17 protein-coding genes are annotated in these 18,162 nt (G+C 42.5%); 16 read left to right on the forward strand and 1 reads right to left on the reverse strand.

Features of this window, described 5'->3' with window-relative positions:
• Positions 1 to 87: 87 nt before the first annotated feature.
• Positions 88 to 1,641, forward strand: coding sequence for a hypothetical protein (locus RIN81_RS06765; protein ID WP_309088614.1), 1,554 nt, complete (start codon positions 88 to 90; stop codon positions 1,639 to 1,641).
• Positions 1,642 to 1,929: 288 nt separating this feature from the next.
• Here RIN81_RS06765 and RIN81_RS06770 read toward each other — a convergent pair whose 3' ends face one another.
• On the reverse strand, positions 1,930 to 3,723 hold the full coding sequence (locus RIN81_RS06770) for an ABC transporter ATP-binding protein (RefSeq protein ID WP_309088616.1): 1,794 nt from the start codon (positions 3,721 to 3,723) through the stop codon (positions 1,930 to 1,932).
• A 518-nt stretch (positions 3,724 to 4,241) separates the two neighbouring features.
• On the opposite strand from RIN81_RS06770, the gene RIN81_RS06775 reads away from it, so the two are divergent.
• The 15 genes from RIN81_RS06775 to RIN81_RS06845 all read left to right on the forward strand — a co-directional run bounded on the left by RIN81_RS06775 (position 4,242) and on the right by RIN81_RS06845 (position 18,160).
• Positions 4,242 to 4,997, forward strand: coding sequence for a YveK family protein (locus RIN81_RS06775; protein WP_309088618.1), 756 nt, complete (start codon positions 4,242 to 4,244; stop codon positions 4,995 to 4,997).
• Positions 4,984 to 5,640: a CpsD/CapB family tyrosine-protein kinase gene (locus RIN81_RS06780; RefSeq protein WP_309088620.1), complete on the forward strand. Its 657-nt coding sequence runs from the start codon at positions 4,984 to 4,986 to the stop codon at positions 5,638 to 5,640. Before RIN81_RS06775 ends, RIN81_RS06780 begins: the two co-directional genes overlap by 14 nt.
• Before the next feature lie 241 nt (positions 5,641 to 5,881).
• Positions 5,882 to 6,061: a hypothetical protein gene (locus tag RIN81_RS06785; RefSeq protein ID WP_242231643.1), complete on the forward strand. Its 180-nt coding sequence runs from the start codon at positions 5,882 to 5,884 to the stop codon at positions 6,059 to 6,061.
• Positions 6,051 to 7,946, forward strand: a complete 1,896-nt coding sequence (locus tag RIN81_RS06790; protein ID WP_309088623.1) for a polysaccharide biosynthesis protein — start codon at positions 6,051 to 6,053, stop codon at positions 7,944 to 7,946. Before RIN81_RS06785 ends, RIN81_RS06790 begins: the two co-directional genes overlap by 11 nt.
• A 14-nt stretch (positions 7,947 to 7,960) precedes the next feature.
• Positions 7,961 to 8,839 (forward strand): UTP--glucose-1-phosphate uridylyltransferase GalU, encoded by an 879-nt coding sequence (gene galU / locus RIN81_RS06795; RefSeq protein ID WP_309088625.1) that lies wholly within the window; start codon positions 7,961 to 7,963, stop codon positions 8,837 to 8,839.
• Positions 8,840 to 8,873: 34 nt separating this feature from the next.
• Positions 8,874 to 10,043: a glycosyltransferase family 4 protein gene (locus RIN81_RS06800; RefSeq protein WP_309088627.1), complete on the forward strand. Its 1,170-nt coding sequence runs from the start codon at positions 8,874 to 8,876 to the stop codon at positions 10,041 to 10,043.
• A complete protein-coding gene (locus tag RIN81_RS06805) occupies positions 10,040 to 11,098 on the forward strand; it encodes a glycosyltransferase family 2 protein (protein WP_309088629.1) in 1,059 nt (352 codons plus the stop codon). The genes RIN81_RS06800 and RIN81_RS06805 overlap by 4 nt, the downstream gene beginning before the upstream one ends.
• An 11-nt stretch (positions 11,099 to 11,109) precedes the next feature.
• On the forward strand, positions 11,110 to 12,210 hold the full coding sequence (locus RIN81_RS06810) for a glycosyltransferase family 1 protein (RefSeq protein WP_309088631.1): 1,101 nt from the start codon (positions 11,110 to 11,112) through the stop codon (positions 12,208 to 12,210).
• Positions 12,211 to 12,227: 17 nt separating this feature from the next.
• On the forward strand, positions 12,228 to 13,127 hold the full coding sequence (locus tag RIN81_RS06815; protein WP_309088633.1) for a glycosyltransferase family 2 protein: 900 nt from the start codon (positions 12,228 to 12,230) through the stop codon (positions 13,125 to 13,127).
• 39 nt (positions 13,128 to 13,166) lie between these two features.
• The gene (locus RIN81_RS06820; protein WP_309088635.1) at positions 13,167 to 14,234 is read left to right on the forward strand and encodes an EpsG family protein; all 1,068 of its coding nucleotides are present in this window, start codon (positions 13,167 to 13,169) and stop codon (positions 14,232 to 14,234) included.
• Positions 14,235 to 14,267: 33 nt separating this feature from the next.
• Positions 14,268 to 15,320: a UDP-glucose 4-epimerase GalE gene (galE, locus tag RIN81_RS06825; RefSeq protein WP_309088637.1), complete on the forward strand. Its 1,053-nt coding sequence runs from the start codon at positions 14,268 to 14,270 to the stop codon at positions 15,318 to 15,320.
• A 43-nt stretch (positions 15,321 to 15,363) separates the two neighbouring features.
• A complete protein-coding gene (locus tag RIN81_RS06830) occupies positions 15,364 to 15,948 on the forward strand; it encodes a sugar transferase (RefSeq protein ID WP_309088639.1) in 585 nt (194 codons plus the stop codon).
• A gap of 15 nt (positions 15,949 to 15,963) precedes the next feature.
• Entirely contained in the window at positions 15,964 to 16,611 is a 648-nt protein-coding gene (locus RIN81_RS06835) for an acetyltransferase (RefSeq protein WP_309088641.1), read from the forward strand.
• 51 nt (positions 16,612 to 16,662) lie between these two features.
• Entirely contained in the window at positions 16,663 to 17,796 is a 1,134-nt protein-coding gene (locus RIN81_RS06840) for a DegT/DnrJ/EryC1/StrS family aminotransferase (protein WP_309088915.1), read from the forward strand.
• A 22-nt stretch (positions 17,797 to 17,818) separates the two neighbouring features.
• Positions 17,819 to 18,160 carry a helix-turn-helix domain-containing protein gene (locus RIN81_RS06845; RefSeq protein WP_309088643.1) on the forward strand — a complete coding sequence of 114 codons (342 nt, stop codon included), beginning with the start codon at positions 17,819 to 17,821 and terminating at the stop codon, positions 18,158 to 18,160.
• Positions 18,161 to 18,162: the final 2 nt, after the last annotated feature.

An 18,162-nucleotide genomic window follows, 5' to 3' on the forward strand; every position in this document is an offset into this window, starting at 1 on the left:
AAAGGCGGAAATTCAATGGAAATATAAAAAGGTCAGTAAACTTAGTTCTGTTTAGAGAACTAGGTATTTTCATTAAAGGAGTAGTTCATGGCTAAAAAATTGTATAGGGTACCGAAAGTGATTAGTTATCAGCCTGTTAAATTTGAAACAATGATAAGTGCTAATCTATTAGAAGAATTACTTTTAGAAGAAGTAATTCCGGAAGCAGAAGTACCAGTGCTTGAAGAGGAAACGGTTATTGGGGAAAAAGAAACCGAAGTCGACGGGGAAGAAATAGAGATTCCTGAAGCAGATATAGTGGTACCGGGAGATGAAATCGAAGTCGTTGGGGATGTGGGAGGCTCCCCGATTGATGAAAGTCTACTCGATCCTGTTATGGATCAAGAAAATCCAGAAGAAATTGTTGTGGTAAACCCAAATGAAGAACCAGTAGCACCTTTACCAGAAGAAGAAACAGAGACAGATCCAATGTCAGTACCTCCAGAAGAAAGTCCAGTAACGCACCTAGTGCCAGAAGCGCCGGCTGAAGAGCCAGTGAGTGATGCAGTAATAGAAATGCCAGTGGAAGAACCGGTGAGTGACCCAGCGCCAGAAACACTAGTGGAAGAACCGGCGGCTAATCCAGTGCCAGAGACGCCAGCAGAAGCGCCAGAGAGTGAGGCAGTACCACCAGTGGAAGAACTGGTGAGTGATCCAGAGCCAGAAACGCCAGTGGAAGAACCGGCGGCTAATCCAGTGCCAGAGACGCCAGCAGAAGCGCCAGAGAGTGAGGTAGTACCACCAGTGGAAGAACTGGTGAGTGATCCAGCGTCAGAAACGCCAGTGGAAGAACCGGTGAGTGATCCAGAGCCAGAAACGCCAGTGAGTGATCCAGAGCCAGAAACGCCAGTGAGTGATCCAGAGCCAGAAACGCCAGTGAGTGATCCAGAGCCAGAAACGCCAGTGAGTGACCCAGCGCCAGAAACACCAGTGGAAGAACCGGCGGCTAATCCAGTGCCAGAGACGCCAGCAGAAGCGCCAGAGAGTGAGGCAGTACCGGAAATGCCAGTGGAAGAACCGGTGAATGACGCAGTGCTGGAAACGCCAGTGGAAGCGCCAGAGAGTGAGACAGTGCCGGAAACACCAGTGGAAGAACCGGTGAGTGAGGCAGTGCCGGAAACGCCAGTGGAAGCGCGAGAGAGTGAGGCAGTGCCAGAAACGCCAGTGGAAGAACCGGTGAGTGAGGCAGTGCCGGAAACACCAGTGGAAGAACCGGTGAGTGAGGCAGTGCCGGAAACACCAGTGGAAGAACCGGTGAGTGAGGCAGTGCCAGAAACGCCAGTGGAAGAACCGGTGAGTGAGGCAGTACCGGAAACGCCAGTGGAAGCGCCAGAGAGTGAGGCAGTGCCGGAAACACCAATGGAAGAGGTGATAAATCCGGTGCCAGAAGCACCTGCTAAAGAAGAAAGCAGTGCCAGTCCGCTGGGCAATAACAGTAATGAAAATAGCGGTAATAACAGCGAAAAAGAAAACAGCAATCAAATAGAAAAAGAAACAAACAGCAGCACTGTGAAAGAGAGTGACAACGAGCAGGGACGAGAATCCTCAAGCAGCAGTATGATCCCAAGAATGGTAAGCTGGATTAGTGGATTGTTCAAATAGCATATTGGACCGTGTGAGCTGATGGAAAGGGAGAGCCTTTATCAGCTCTTTTTTTGAAATCTTATAAGAGGACTCGTCCAAAATAGATGAAATTTATGGTGCAGGATAACGGTAAGGCGCCTTGTTGTTAACGCAAAACACCGGTGTATATATAAGAATGAGGACTGTGAATAGAATAAGAAAGCGATTTATAAAAAAGTTTGGAGTCTTCAAGCGAGATAAAAGCGCAATTCATATACAAAAATACCCACCAAAAGGATGGGTATTTTTGTTGTTTCTTCTTCTGTGTTATTGAACCGCTTCATACGGTTTAGCTAACAGCTGTTGAAACACTCCAGTTGAATTTTGGGATAACTCGACAAATTTCCCTTGCTGCAGGACCTTTCCTTGATCGAGTACGATGATCTGGTCGGCATGGCGAATCGTTGATAAACGATGAGCAATAACGATAACGGTCATTTCTCCTCTCATCCGCTCAATGGCTTCTTGGATCGCTACTTCATGGTGAGTATCCAGGGCGCTTGTCGCTTCATCCAAAATAAGAACAGAAGGTTTCCTCAGTATCGCCCGCGCCAAAACAAGACGCTGCCGCTCGCCGCCTGACAGCCGTATTCCTCTGTCGCCAATTTGTGTATCCAACCTGTTTGGAAGTCTTTTAACGAAGCTGTCAGCCGCGGCAAACGCCAAAGCTTCCCAAAGCTGCTCTTCAGTAGCATCCGGTTTTATGAGAAGCAAGTTTTTTCGAATACTTGTGTTAAACAAAAACGGCTCCTGCGAAACATAACTGATCGTTTTCCGAAATGAAAACAGATTACTGTCTGTCAGGGGAACACCGTCAATGAATAAACTGCCGCTTTTTGGGCGGTTAAGCCCCATCAAAAGATCGACCAGCGTACTTTTGCCCGCACCAGACTTTCCAACAATAGCAGTCATGCGCCTGGACGGGATCGTCACATTGATTTCTTTAAGCGCGTAGGAGGAAGTATTCTCCCCGTATTTGAAACTTACATTGCGGCATTGGATACTGTCCTCAATATAAAGGGGAGAGGTTTGTTCGGCATCTGTATAAATCGCCTCCTTGCATTCATCGATCTGCTTCTGCAGATTTAACAAAATCGTAAAGGCGGGTAGCGAAGAAGCAAGCTGCTGAATGTTAAGCTGTATATCGACAAAACGAGGCCAAAGGCGGGAGAAAATAATAATCACAAGCAAGAGCTGGTCAGGCTTCGTATGAATAAAGTGAACGGATAAAAAGATAAATAAAGAGATAATGAAGGCCAAAGCCGTTTTATAGCATACTTGAGAATTCGTCTGTACTTTTACAAATTCCACTTGTTCCGTAAGCGATTTTTTATTTAAGGAGACCAGCCATTTCAGGCGGGACAGCTCAAGTGTGTTTGTTTTAATATCTTTGATCCCATTTAAGTTATCTGTAATTCCGGCAAGGTATTCTCTCGTAAGCTGGGTTGTTTCTTTTCCTTTGGTTTTAGCTTGTTTCACAAACCGCCAGGAAAAAAGGGCAAGAACAAAACCACATACGAGCACAAAAACAGTGACCTGGGGGGCCAGATAAAAAGCGACACCGACTTGAAACAAAGTAAAAACCAGGTTGGTAATCAACTGCATAAACATTTTAATTCCGATACTTACACGGTTCAGATCTTTTGTTAATGAATTAATAATATTGGATTTTCTTGTCCGCAAATAATACTCCCATTTCACTTGAAGCAAACTTTGGTAAATCTCTTCTTTTAACTGATTAATGAACCCATAATGGATTTGTACATCTCGAACGGCAATGCTCTTGGCCAAAAGACTTTGCAGGATTATCAAAAAAATATAAGCTCCGAGAATCACAGGCAATTCAATGTGGGATAGGGAGTCTGTCATAAAATTTAAGAGCCCCATCATTGTTGACATAACAGACGCTTGCAGAATGCCACTTACATTTAACATTAGAATCAGAAGCAAAATGCTAATACTATCGAGAAAACTAACGATAATCATGCCAAATAAATTGAAATACAAAATTTTTCCGGAATAAGCATACAGTCTTTTTATATAATGGATAAATGAATTCACTACGTGCCTCCACTATTAGATTTACTTGGTATTGAACTGGAATAAAATCACTTCGTTCTTTATAACGAATAATAAAGGAAATGAATAGGCTTTTCAAGATATTTAAAAATATTGAAAGAATTTTGGCCTGCAAATATCACTTGATTTAATAAAGAAAAATTTGGTATTGACTTGTTCTTTATAAGGAACTAAAATAAAGAAAGATATTGGGAATGCTAAGGTTAATCAGGGAAGTATATTTAATTATAGCTTGGTTGTAAAATTTTTTGATCATTTTGTTCTTTATAAAGAATGGAAGGGGCGTAATTTATCTGCTGAATAAGCCACTGAACAAAATTAAAAGATAAGAAGAAAGAAAAATCGATAAACTTATATTAGAAGAAAATGTAATAGGCTGGGATGTAACAAAAGAAAAAGTCGGAGGTAAAGAATTTTTTTTGTTCAAAATGTTCTTTAAAAAGAACAAGTGTATTCACTTTACTGGTTTAGTCAAAATGAAGGAGGCAAAGGTGATACGCATGGCAGAAACAAGACAAGCACTACAAAGACCGCATACAAATAAGAAAGAAATTGATTTGAAAGAATACTATGAGCTGATCAGAAGGCGCATTTGGATTGTTGTTTGTGTAACCGTCCTTGTTACCATAGTGGGCTTTATTCTAAACAGCAAAAATGACAGTCATAGTACTGGAGAGACTGTTTACGAATCCTCTACCAGAATGATTGTAGATGCAGGTGAAGACAGTATGAATACCTTGCTGGTGATGATAAAGGACCCCTTTATGCTGGAAAAAGTGAATGAGAAGCTAAACCTAAATAAATCAGTGGAAAACTTAGCGGCGCAAATTACTGTTGCTACTATTGATAAATCACAGGTTGTTAAAATTTCTGTTGTAGATCCGGAAGCAAAGACAGCTGCCGATATAGCCAATACCACTGTGAAGGTATTTAAAAGCGAAATTGCCGAGTTAATGGGATTTAAAAAAGTAAAGTTATTAACACCGGCAAAAGCAAATACTACTCCTATAGATACTAATGCTGCCTCAGGCTTGAGTATCGAAGTTTTTATGGTTGCAGGTATTGCAATAGGGATTGGTCTTGTTTTTCTTCTAGACTCATTAGATGGAACAATCAAAAAAGAGCAGGAAATAGAAGAAATGTTTGATATACCTGCATTAGGGAGTATTTCAAATATGACTAAGAAAAAATGGTCTTTTAAGAAAAGCAAAAGTCAAAAATCAACTGTAAGAGGTGAGGCATTTGATCTGGAATAAAAGACGTCAAACAGCAGCTGATAAAAGAGCACTTGTTACGTTATTTAACCCGGAATCTGCTATTTCCGACCAATTCCGGACTGTCCGCGCCAATCTTCAATTTTTAGCTGAAGAAAACAAACAAGGAGCAATTGTCATTACCTCACCAGGATCTGGAGAAGGAAAGTCAACCACGGCAGCCAATTTAGCCATTTCTATGGCACAGCAAAAAGACAGAGTACTTTTAATTGATGCGAATATCAAAGAACCAAGCATTCATTCTATGTTTGAGCTTTCAAACGAAGCAGGTTTAACCAATATTCTGATGTATGACGTGAAATTAGAAGAAGTCGCCTGCCAGACAGAGCTGGAAAACCTGGAGATCCTGCCAAGTGGTTCAACTACCTTTAGTCCGGCCGAATTACTAGGGAGCCAGGAGATGAAAAGCTTTTTAAATGAAGTTAAAAGCCTGTACGACGTGGTAGTAATTGATGCACCTTCTGTTTTGGATTTTTCCGAAACAAGGGTACTGGCCCATCAATGTGACGGCGTTTTGCTCGTGATGAACCGCTATAAAACAGAAGTCAAACATGTACAGGAAGCAAAACGGGTTTTGGAACTTGCCGATGCACACTTAATAGGCGGGATTATGAATGAAGCATGAAAAAGGATTTTTTTTAATTTGATCGTTCTTTATTAAGAACGAAGTTAGGTGATGTCTCCTTACCTGTATCAATGGAGGCACTCGGTCATGCTGTGGGTTGAAAAACCTTAGACGCCAGTCGTCGAAAGTGTGGTGTGAGGGAGGGTTAGATGCCCGTTTTTTAATAAAGTTTTTATGCGTCAGGCTTTCCAACATCCTGCTGCATAAAAACTTTATTAAAAGAAAGGAGCTGTGAAATAAGATGGACAAGCTCGATTATTATCCTAAGTCGATAAAAAAAGCAGTGAGGTATATGAAGCAGGATGCATCGAGAGAAGAATTACTTGAAATCAGGGATCTCATAAATAATGCGATCATAAACAGAATAAACAGAATCGATAAGGAAACAAGAACGCAAAAGGAGAACGCATATGAGTTATAAACAGCGAATTCCTTTATTCCTTTTTATTGATTCCTGTATTGTTCTAACAGCCATTTTTATCAGCCAGTTTCTTGTCGGTGCGACCGTTTACGTTGTTACAGGGCCAATCCTGATCAGTTCCATTTCTATTTTACTGTGCCATCATACGCTGGCCATTCAATTTAAGCTGTATAAAAAAGTGTGGGCTTATGCCAGTACGAGAGAATTAGTCATTATTTTAAAAGTCGTCACGTATTCTACCTTTTTCGCTGCCCTTACCCAGCAGTTGATTGTACAAAATATTCATTTCCGGCTGCTGGCGGTAACATGGCTGCTTCACTTATTATTCATTGGCGGCTCCCGATTAGCCTGGAGAATGTATCACGATGCCAGATTCCAGACAAATGAGAATAAAAAGAATACGCTTATTATTGGAGCGGGAGCAGCGGGTACGATGGTAGCCAGGCAGCTTTTGAACAACCACGAAACAGACCTCATACCGGTTGCTTTTATTGATGATGATATGAGAAAGCACAGCCTGGATATCCTGGGCCTTCCGGTTGTCGGTAATGTAGCAGAAATCGGAAAAGTGGTACAAAAGCGAGCCATTGAAAATATTATTATTGCCATTCCTTCTTTAAGCAAAAAAGAACTGAACATTATTTATCAGGAGTGTGCGAAAACAAAGGTGAAAACACAAATTCTCCCTATGCTGGAGGATTTGGTTACCGGAAAAGTATCAGTTAATCAATTTCGTGACGTGCAGGTAGAAGATCTGCTGGGCCGTGATCCGGTTGAAATGGATATCGACAGCGTGGCTGACTTTCTAACAAACAAAGTGGTTCTTGTAACGGGAGCAGGAGGATCGATCGGTTCTGAACTATGCAGGCAGATTTCTGCTTACAATCCGAAACAGCTTATTTTACTTGGACGCGGAGAAAACAGCATTTACTCCATTGAAATGGATTTAAAAGAACGTTTCAAAACATCAGCGATCGATATTGTCACGGAAATTGCTGATTTACAGGACAGAGAAAAAATCGTCGCAGTCATCCAGACATATCGACCAGATGTTGTGTATCACGCAGCCGCGCACAAGCATGTGCCGCTGATGGAGCGGAATCCGGAAGAAGCGGTGAAAAACAATATTATCGGTACGTTGAATGTCGCACAAGCGGCAAGCGAGTACAACGTCGACACATTTGTCATGATTTCCACCGACAAGGCCGTGAATCCAACAAGTGTGATGGGAGCAACCAAGCGCCTGGCGGAAATGATCATCCAGAGCATGGACCAGCAAAGCAGTACCCGCTTCGTTGCTGTCCGATTCGGCAATGTGCTTGGAAGCCGTGGAAGTGTCATTCCGTTATTTAAAAAACAAATTGAAAAAGGCGGACCGGTTACAGTGACCCATCCGGATATGATTCGCTATTTTATGACAATACCGGAAGCGTCAAGGCTCGTGATTCAAGCGGGCGCCCTGGCAAAAGGCGGAGAAATCTTTGTGCTTGATATGGGGGAGCCGGTTAAAATTGTCGATCTTGCAAAAAATCTTATTACACTATCAGGATATTCTGTCGAGGATATAGGACTGGCCTTTACAGGAGTAAGGCCGGGTGAAAAGCTGTTCGAGGAACTGCTGCAAAAAGATGAAGTGAGTGAGCAGCAGGTTTATCCAAAAATTTATATCGGCAAAACGGCAAAAATGTACTTAAGTGAAATCGAGCATATTACATCTGTTTTCTCTTCTTTAAGTAAAGAAGAATTAAGAGACACATTATTAAATGTAGCGAATAATAGGCCAGTGTTTACAGCGAAAGAGGAAGAAGCGGTACGTGAACCTGTTCTATCGGTTCATGCTCCTATGATCCCTCAGCCAGAGCCTATTATGACGATTCAAAGATAAAAGGAGTGGGTGAGATGAAAGTAAAAAAAGCCATTATCCCGGCTGCAGGACTTGGAACAAGATTTCTTCCAGCTACTAAAGCAATGCCAAAAGAAATGCTGCCGATTGTGGACAAGCCGACCATTCAATACATCGTCGAGGAAGCGATTGAGTCTGGCATTGAAGATATCATCATTGTAACGGGCAAAGGAAAACGGTCCATTGAAGACCACTTTGACCATTCATTTGAACTCGAACAGAACTTATTAAGCAAAGGCAAGTTCGAGTTGTTAAGTGAAGTTCAAAAATCATCTAAGCTTGTAGACATTCATTACATTCGCCAAAAAGAGCCGAAAGGATTGGGGCATGCCATCTGGTGTGCGCGAAAGTTTATTGGAGACGAACCGTTTGCCGTGCTGCTGGGTGATGATATTGTCAAAGCGGATACACCATGCTTAAAGCAAATGATCGACCAGTACAACCGGTATAATGCGTCGATTTTAGGCGTTCAGACGGTTCAAGAAGAAGCCGTATCACGGTACGGAATTGTGGATGGAAGCATGATTGATAACCGGCTTTACTCCGTTCGCGGCTTAGTAGAAAAGCCAGCTAGGGAAGAGGCACCGTCCAATCTGGCCATTCTGGGACGTTACATATTAAGTCCGAAAATTTTCGAGCTATTAAACAGCCAAAAGCCCGGCGCAGGCGGAGAAATTCAATTAACGGATGCCATCGCCCAGCTGAATGAGCATGAAGCGGTTTATGCGTACGACTTCGAAGGGACGCGTTACGACGTTGGAGAAAAGATGGGCTTTATCCAAACAAACATCGAGTTTGCCCTGCAGCATGAAGAGCTTCGAAGCGAATTAATGGCCTATCTTTCCTCTATTGTTTCGCAGGAAGTGGCAAGGTAACCGGCTTAGAGAAAAAGCGAGGAGAATGACGCATATGGCAAACAAGGTGCTTTTTTGTGCAACGGTTGATTATCACTTTAAAGCCTTCCACCTTCCTTATTTAAAATGGTTTAAAGAGCAGGGCTGGGAAGTCCATGTAGCCGCCAGTGGTGAAATGGACCTTCCTTATGTCGATCAAAAGTGGAACATACCGATTCAGCGTTCACCCTTTAATAAAAAGAATATAAAAGCCTACAAAGAATTAAAGAAGATCCTGGATCAAAACCAGTACCAGATGATCCACTGCCATACACCGATGGGCGGGGTGCTGGCACGGCTGGCCGCCCGGCAAACGAGAAAGCGGGGCACAAAAGTGATTTACACGGCTCACGGATTCCACTTTTGCAAAGGCGGTCCCCTGCTGCCCTGGCTCATTTATTATCCGATCGAAAAAAGCTTGTCCCGCTATACGGACTGCTTGATTACGATTAATAAAGAAGACTACGAGCTGGCCAGCCGGCACTTCAGCGCCAAACAGACTCGGTACGTAAACGGAGTAGGCGTCAATACAGAACAATTTAAGCCGCTGAAAGAGCAGGAGAAAAAAGAGCGTAAAAAGTCATTTGGCTACCAGCCGGATGACTTTTTGCTGTTTTACGCAGCAGAGTTTAATAAAAACAAAAACCAGGAGCTTCTTCTCGAAGCACTGGCACTGATCAAGCGAGACGTACCGCACGCAAAGCTGCTTTTAGCCGGTGAAGGCACACTGCTTGAACATTGCCGAAACCGGGCGGAAGAACTTGAACTCAGCCATATGGTTGACTTTCTTGGCTACCGAAAGGATCTTCAAGAAATTGTTCCGATGTGTGACGCAGCCGTTGCCTCCAGCCTCAGGGAAGGGCTCCCCGTTAATATTATGGAAGCGATGGCAAGCGGGCTGCCGGTTGTGGCGCTTACCAACAGAGGCCACCGGGAACTTGTTCAAAACGACCGGAACGGCTGGATTATTGATCAAAACGATCCAGCAGCGTTTGCCAAAAAATTAAAAGCACTGGCCGGCATGAGCGATGTAAGTCAAAAATTCGGAAACAACGGCCGAAGCATCATCCGGAACAAATTCAGCGTGGAAAAAGTGCTGAATCAAAAAAGTGACATTTACGGATCATTTATGGCAACGAAAGAAACGAAACATGTTGAAGCATTACAGAGCGGAGGAGCTAGATGAATCCGAAAGTAAGTATTATTGTCCCCGTTTACAACATGGAAAGGTATTTGAAAAGGTGTTTAAACAGCTTGTTGAACCAGACGTTTTCAGACATTGAAATCATTGCCGTCAATGATGGGTCAACAGATGGTACAGAAAATATCCTGAATGAATACCTTCAAAGAGACAACCGGATAAAAGTAATCACTCAAAAAAATGGCGGTGTTTCTTCTGCACGGAATGAAGGTATCAAAGCAGCGCAGGGAGAGTTCATTGGTTTTGTGGACCCGGATGATTGGGTGAATGAGAAGATGTATGAAACAATGTATACAGAAGCTGCGGCGGGAAAAACAGATATTGTAATGTGTTCCTATGTCCGCGAATTCGGCAGTCATTCAAAGGAAAAGAATTTTGAGGTGGATACCTTTCGCTATGAAGGGAACGAGGTACACAAAATGATGAGGCGTTTGGTCGGACCGCTTGGTGATGAAACAGCTAATCCCGAGTTGTTGGATGCCTGGGGAACTGTTTGGTCGAAGTTATACAGAGTAGATTTGATTCAAGAAAATGACCTTCAATTTGTTGACTTGAAAGAAATTGGGACTAATGAAGACACGTTATTTAATATTCAGGCCTTCTATTATGCATCTTCTTTTCACTTTTTGAACAAGCCTTTTTACCATTACTGGAGGGGAAATGCTCATTCCATTACAACTGGTTATAAAGCAAATTTGCTGGAACAGTGGTTTACCTTATATAAGCAGATTGAAGAGTTCCTAGAAAACAATAACATGGAAGACGAGCACTTTACCGCTTTAAATAATAGGATTTGCTTAAACGTGTTAGGCCTTGGATTAAACACAATGAGTGCTGACACATTATCTGAACGAATGAAAATCAAGTCGATTAAAGCCTTTTTAGAACACGAGCGGATCAAACAATCCTTTTATACCTTCGAATTAACACACTTTCCAATAAACTGGAAGGTATTTTTTTTGTTTGCCAAGGTTCATTCAGCAACCGGCTTGTACTGTATGTTAGCAGTTATAGAAATTCTACGAAAGAGGTTAAGATAGGAGTGCCATATGTGAAGCCAATTCGAATTCTTCAAGTTGTCACGATTATGAATCGCGGTGGATTGGAAACGATGCTGATGAATTATTACCGGCAAATGGATCGCGATAAAATCCAATTTGACTTTATGGTCCATCGTTTAGAAGAAGGCCATTACGATCAAGAAATTGAAAAATTAGGAGGCCGGATTTATCGAATGCCTCAAATAAGGCCCGGTAATTATAGAAAGTACTTTGCTTTGCTTAATCAGTTTTTTAAAGAGCATCCGGAATATAAAGTCGTTCATGCACACAACAATGAAAATAGCAGCTTTGTATTGAAGGCGGCTAAAAAAGCGGAAATTCCCTGTAGAATTGCTCATAGCCATTTAAGTGATTTAGGCATCGATTACAAGCTGCCTTTTCGTCTGTATGCGAGATCCTTAATGAAGGACAACCCGAGCAGCTACTTTGCTTGTTCCGAAAAAGCGGGCCAATGGCTGTTTGGAAAAAAAGAAGTAACGGTGCTGAATAATGCGGTTAATGTCAAAGAGTTTAAATACGATGACGCAGCGCGAAAGCAAGTACGAAATGAGCTTGGAGTTAAAGAAAATCAGCTGTTAATTGGACATATTGGACGGTTCAATAAACAAAAAAACCATTCATTTTTACTTGAAATCTTTTCTAAAGTGTATAAAAAAAATCCCGAAGCTGTTTTAATGCTTGCCGGCACTGGGCACTTAATTGGGGAAATGGAGAAAAAGGCAGCAGATTTGGGTATTTCATCCAGCGTCCGGTTTTTAGGCGTTCGAAGTGATATTTCAAAATTATTGCAGGCAATGGATGTTTTTTTATTCCCGTCCTTATTTGAAGGGCTGCCGGTTGTACTTGTAGAAGCCCAGGCGGCCGGGCTGACCTGTATTGTCTCCGATACGATTACAAAAGAATCAGACATAACCGAAAATGTGCAATACATCAGTTTAAAGAAAACGCCAGAAGAATGGGCAACTGTTATCCATTCCGCTTCTTATGAGCATAGAGATACTTCCCAGCTATTAAGTGAAAAAGGCTATGATACGGAGACAATGTCTAAGTGGCTAGCAAATTATTATTTAGAACATGCGGGTGTAGGATGAAACAAGGAGGAAGGCGAATGAATCCTATTTTAACAGTCTTTACACCAACGTACAACAGAGCCTACACACTTCACTTATGCTATGAAAGCTTAGTCGGGCAAACGTGTAAAGACTTTACTTGGCTGATCATTGATGACGGTTCAACCGATCAAACAAAAGAGCTGGTAGACAGCTGGATCTCAGAAAATAAAATCTCCATTACTTATCATTATCAAGAAAACCAGGGAATGCACGGCGCCCATAACACAGCTTATCGATTAATCCAGACGGAACTGAATGTATGTATTGATTCAGACGACTACATGCCGGACGATGCGGTAGAGAAAATACTTACCACCTGGAAGCAGTATGGGAGTGAGAAGTACGCAGGGATTGCCGGGTTAGATGCAAAACAAAATGGAGAGATTATCGGGACCCGTCTTCCGGATCATCTTAGGTCTTCCACGCTTACAGATTTGTACGGCATCTACAAGGTTAAGGGTGATAAAAAACTTGTGTACCGAAGTGAACTAACCAAAAAAACACCTCCTTATCCTATTTTCTCCGGAGAAAAATATTGTCCTTTAAGTTACAAGTATATTTTGATTGACCAGGAGTATCCACTGCTTCTCTTGAATGAGGTGTTATGCCATGTTGAATACTTGGAGGACGGTTCAAGCTTAAACATGGTAAAACAATACAAAAAGAATCCAAAAGGGTTTGCTTTCTTTCGCAAAACAGCAATGACATATGCTCCTTCCTACAAGGAAGAGGTACGGGAGGCGATTCACTACGTGTCGAGCAGTTTAATGAGTAAAAATCATAAATATTTATTAGAATCGCCACGGAAATTCACTACATTTCTCGCTTCACCGGCCGGCTTGCTTTTATTTTTTTACATTCAAAAAACGAGTCGTGATACTGTGATGAAGCATTAATGATGATGTAAAACTAGTACCACAAGGAAGGGCACTATTATGACTCTATTTTACGTAAATCTTGCTGCTGTCTATTTGTCTTCCTTCTTTGCCAGATATTTTTCCAAACAAAATGAGGGTGGATCCTCCGTTGTTTCACCAAATAAACTATTGGCTTTTTTGGGATTGACTTCGTTGGTTTTATTATCAGGACTTCGATCTGATGTAGGGGATACTTTTTTTTACAAACACAGCTATAAAGTTACAACTTTCACGTGGGAAAAGGTAATGGAAGGAAAGGACAAAGGCTTTGCTGTTCTGCAGTTGCTATTGCAGAAAGTTTCAGAAGATCCGCAAATATTAATTTTTACAACTGCATTGATAACTAATGTGTTGTTTGTTCTTATCCTATATAAGTATGCAAGAATGTTTGAGCTTGGTTTATATGTATATATCACAGGGGGATTGTTTCTAGTATCCATGAATGGGATTAGACAGGCATTTGCCTCTGCTGTCTTATTTATGGCGACAAAGTTTTTAATTGAAGGAAACTGGAAAAGTTATATGCTGGTTGTCTTACTTGCGTCAACGTTTCATCAAAGTGCCCTTATTTTAATTCCCATTTATTTTGTGGTCCGTGTTAAAGCCTGGTCCAAAGCGACAGCAGCCGTTGTCTTGCTTGCAGTGTTCGTTGTCGTTGGGTTTGATCAATTTTCTTCCATGTTGTTCTCGACTATTGAAGACACTCAATACGGTCATTACAGTAACTTTTCTGAAGGTGGAGCTAACTTTATGAGGGTGGCAGTTGAAGCAGTCCCATTGGGCATTGCTTTTTTAGGAAGAGAAAAACTGAGAGAACTGTTTCCGAAGAGTGACGTCATTGTAAATATGACATTGCTGGGGTTTATATTTATGCTGATTTCTACTCAAAACTGGATTTTCGCTAGATTTTCTATTTACTTTTGGCCCTTTCAGCTCATTCTCATTTCCTGGATACCAAAGTTGTTTAGAGAAAAAGATGAGAAGTTAGTCTACTATGGAATCGTCATTTGTTACTTTATTTACTATTACTTTGAAAATGTCATTAGTTTAAATATGGTGTATAGAAGTGATTACCTGATCTGGTAAACAATTATTTTTAAAAGAGGAGGATAAAACGAGATGACAATTCTTGTAACAGGCGGTGCCGGATATATCGGCAGCCATACATGTGTGGAACTGTTGAATGCGGGATATGACATTGTAGTGGTTGATAACTTTTCAAACAGCAAGCCGGAATCATTAAAACGTGTAGCAGCTATTACGGGCAAGCAGTTTCCCATTCATGAAGTTGATCTGCTTGATAAAGAAGGGCTGAGCAGTGTCTTTGCGGCTTATTCAATTGATGCCGTTATTCATTTTGCCGGATTAAAGGCGGTGGGAGAATCGGTTTTGGTTCCGCTCACGTATTACCAGAACAATGTGACAGCCACCGTGATTCTTTGTGAAGTGATGAAAAAACACGGCGTAAAAAACCTGGTATTCAGTTCTTCTGCTACGGTATACGGGGTAACGGATCAAGTGCCGATCACGGAAACCTCCCTTCTTGGTGCAGTCAATCCATACGGCCGGACCAAACTGATGATCGAAGAGATTTTAAAAGATCTTTATGGTTCAGACCAAACATGGAGAGTGGCTCTTTTAAGATATTTTAATCCAATCGGTGCCCATAAAAGCGGCTTGATTGGAGAAGATCCAAATGGCATTCCGAATAACCTGATGCCGTACATCTCCCAGGTAGCGGTCGGAAAGCTTCCAAGCCTGAATGTATTTGGAAGTGATTATCCGACACAAGATGGAACAGGAGTAAGAGACTATATTCATGTTGTGGATTTAGCGATCGGGCACTTAAAATCATTGGACAAGCTGCAAAGGGCAACGGGTGTCCATACGTATAACCTTGGAACGGGAAATGGTTACAGCGTATTGGAAATGGTTACAGCATTTCAGAAGGCATCCGGACGAGAAATCTCGTATCGCCTTGTCGATCGCCGCCCGGGAGACGCAGCTGTTTGCTATGCAGACGTCACGAAGGCGAAAGTGGAGCTGGGCTGGGAGGCCGTGAGAGGCATGAAGGAAATGTGTGAAGACGCCTGGAGATGGCAGCAGCTTAATCCAGAGGGATACAGAAAAGAAGAACTGCCTGTCATTATAGGTGCCAACCCCGTTGCTTAAGTGAGCAGCGTTTTTTTATGTTAAACAAAGTGAGGAGCCATAAATGAAGCGATTAATGGATATAGCTGTATCCCTTACACTGCTGGCCGCGTGTTCACCGGTTATGCTGGCGACAGCTGCTATTGTAAAGACAAAAATGGGCTCTCCTGTTTTATTTAAACAGCAGCGCCCGGGCCTGCACGGCAAACCTTTTTACGTGTATAAATTTCGGACTATGAGCCACATGACCAATGGAGAGGGAAAGCTTCAATCAGATCAGATGCGGTTAACGGAAACCGGAAAGGTATTAAGGAAGCTGAGCCTGGATGAGCTGCCGCAGCTTATAAACGTACTCAAAGGTGAAATGAGCCTGGTCGGTCCGAGGCCATTACTAATGGAGTACCTTCCTCTTTACACAAAAGAACAATCGATGCGCCATGAAGTAAGGCCGGGTATTACAGGCTGGGCTCAGGTAAATGGACGAAATGCGATTTCGTGGGAGGAAAAATTTGCGTTAGATACGTGGTACGTGAAAAATCAATCGATGCTGCTTGATTTAAAAATTTTATTTTTAACGGTGCGGAAAGTAATGAAAAAAGAAGGAATTGCCCATCAAGGACACGCCACAATGGAAAAATTCAAAGGCTGAAAGAAGGGAACGCTCTTGGATATTATCGTTTTGGGAAACGGCGGACACAGCAAAGTTATCCAGGATACAATTTCTACTTTGAAGGACTATACGTTAAGAGCAGTTTTGGATGATAAGTACTCAGAGGAAGCGGAGGAAGGAGGGATTTTATACGGTCCTTTTTCTTCTCTCACAAGCCTTTTGAACGAACAGACAAAGGTAGTAATGGCAATAGGGAACAATAGTGTCAGAAAAAATCTGGCGGATTCAATGCCGCTGAGAGTGAACCAATATGCCTCTATTGTTCATCCTACGGCAGTAGTTAGCCCATCTGCAGCAATTGGAGCAGGAACGGTTGTGATGGCAAACGCGGTTATTAATGCAGGGGCCAGCATGGGAAGGCACTGCATTATTAACACGGGAGCAATTATTGAGCATGAAAACAAACTCGGTGATTACGTACATATTTCACCGGGTGCTGTGCTGACAGGAAATGTTTTAGTGGAGGAAGGTGCACATGTCGGAGCATCAGCCGCTGTTATTCCTGGAATGGACATTGGCAGCTGGTCTGTTGTAGGAGCTGGTTCCACCGTCATTACACCTATTCCCTCTTACTGCACAGCCGCCGGTACACCAGCAAGAGTGATCGAGAAAACACTGACAACCGGAAGAAAAAGTTCTTGAAAAGGAGATGATAATGTGACAGAGCCGAGAATCTTCCTGTCACCGCCGCATATGAGCGGAAAGGAAAACGACTATATTGATGAAGCCTTTAAAACAAACTGGATCGCTCCCCTGGGTCCTAACCTGGATGCATTTGAAAAAGAAACAAGGGCTGTAACCGGGGCAAAAGAAGCGGTGGCTGTCAGTTCTGGTACCGCTGCCATTCACCTCGCTCTTTCTCTGTTGAATGTGACAAAAGGAGACACCGTCTTTTGTTCCAGCCTTACCTTTATCGCCAGCGCCAATCCAATTATCTATCAAGGAGCTGAGCCAGTGTTTATTGATTCTGAGCCAGACTCGTGGAACATGTCGCCGCAGGCGCTTGAACAGGCGCTGCAGGATGCATTTCGCGAAGGCAGGCTCCCAAAAGCCGTCATTATTGTTCACCTTTACGGGCAAATAGCGAAAATGGATGAACTTCTCGCACTTTGCGGCCAATACAATGTGCCTGTAATTGAAGACGCGGCCGAGTCTCTTGGCTCTACATACAAAGGAAAAGCCAGCGGCACGCTTGGGAAGTTCGGTATCTATTCTTTTAATGGAAATAAAATTATTACTACATCAGGCGGCGGAATGATTGTTTCGGATGATATAGAAGCGCTGCAAAGAGCACGGTTTTTAGCAACGCAGGCGCGTGATGCAGCACCTCATTATCAGCACAGCAATCTTGGTTACAACTATCGGATGAGCAATATCCTCGCGGGTGTAGGCATTGCCCAAATGCAGGTGCTGAACGAGCGAGTAGAAGCAAGGCGAAAGGTATTTACGCGGTATGAAAAGGAGTTGGGTCATCTTCCAGGCTTTACGTTTATGCCAGAGCTAGACAACACTCGAACAAACCGCTGGCTGACGGCTTTGACGGTAGATAAAAGGAAAGCTGGCGTAACGACAGCACAGCTCATTCATGCGTTAGCTGAACGGAATGTTGAAGCGCGTCCGGTCTGGAAGCCGCTTCATTTGCAACCGCTTTTCCGGGGAACCAAATACTACCCACAGGATAAAGAAAATCATATTGCTGAACAGCTTTTTCAAACAGGCATTTGTCTTCCGTCGGGATCAAATTTATCAGAAGCTGAACAGCAGCGCGTGATTGACTGCATAAAAGAAGTACAGGCCCGGACCAGCTTAACAAAAGGGATTATCTAGTCGCAGAAAACGAGGGGAAAAAATGATAGGGGAAACAATTCAAAAAATACGAAAAGCAAAAGGTATCACATTGTCCGAGCTGGCAGGCCGCGCCAACATGTCGAAATCTTATTTAAGCAATATCGAACGCAATGTCAACCAAAATCCTTCCATTCATTTGTTGGAAAGAATTGCTTCTGTCTTAGATGTAAATCTTCATACCCTTCTTGGGAATTATATGGAGCCTGAGGATCCTTCTGAGAGTGAATGGAAGGATTTTATTTACGAATTAAAACAAGCCGGCATTGAAAAAGAACAGCTGGATCAATACAAAACGGTATTCGAATTTATAAAATGGCAAAATCAAAAAGCAACGGAAAAATAGAA

It is taken from the genome of Domibacillus sp., assembly GCF_031181085.1.
Taxonomy (GTDB): Bacteria; Bacillota; Bacilli; order Bacillales; family Domibacillaceae; genus Domibacillus.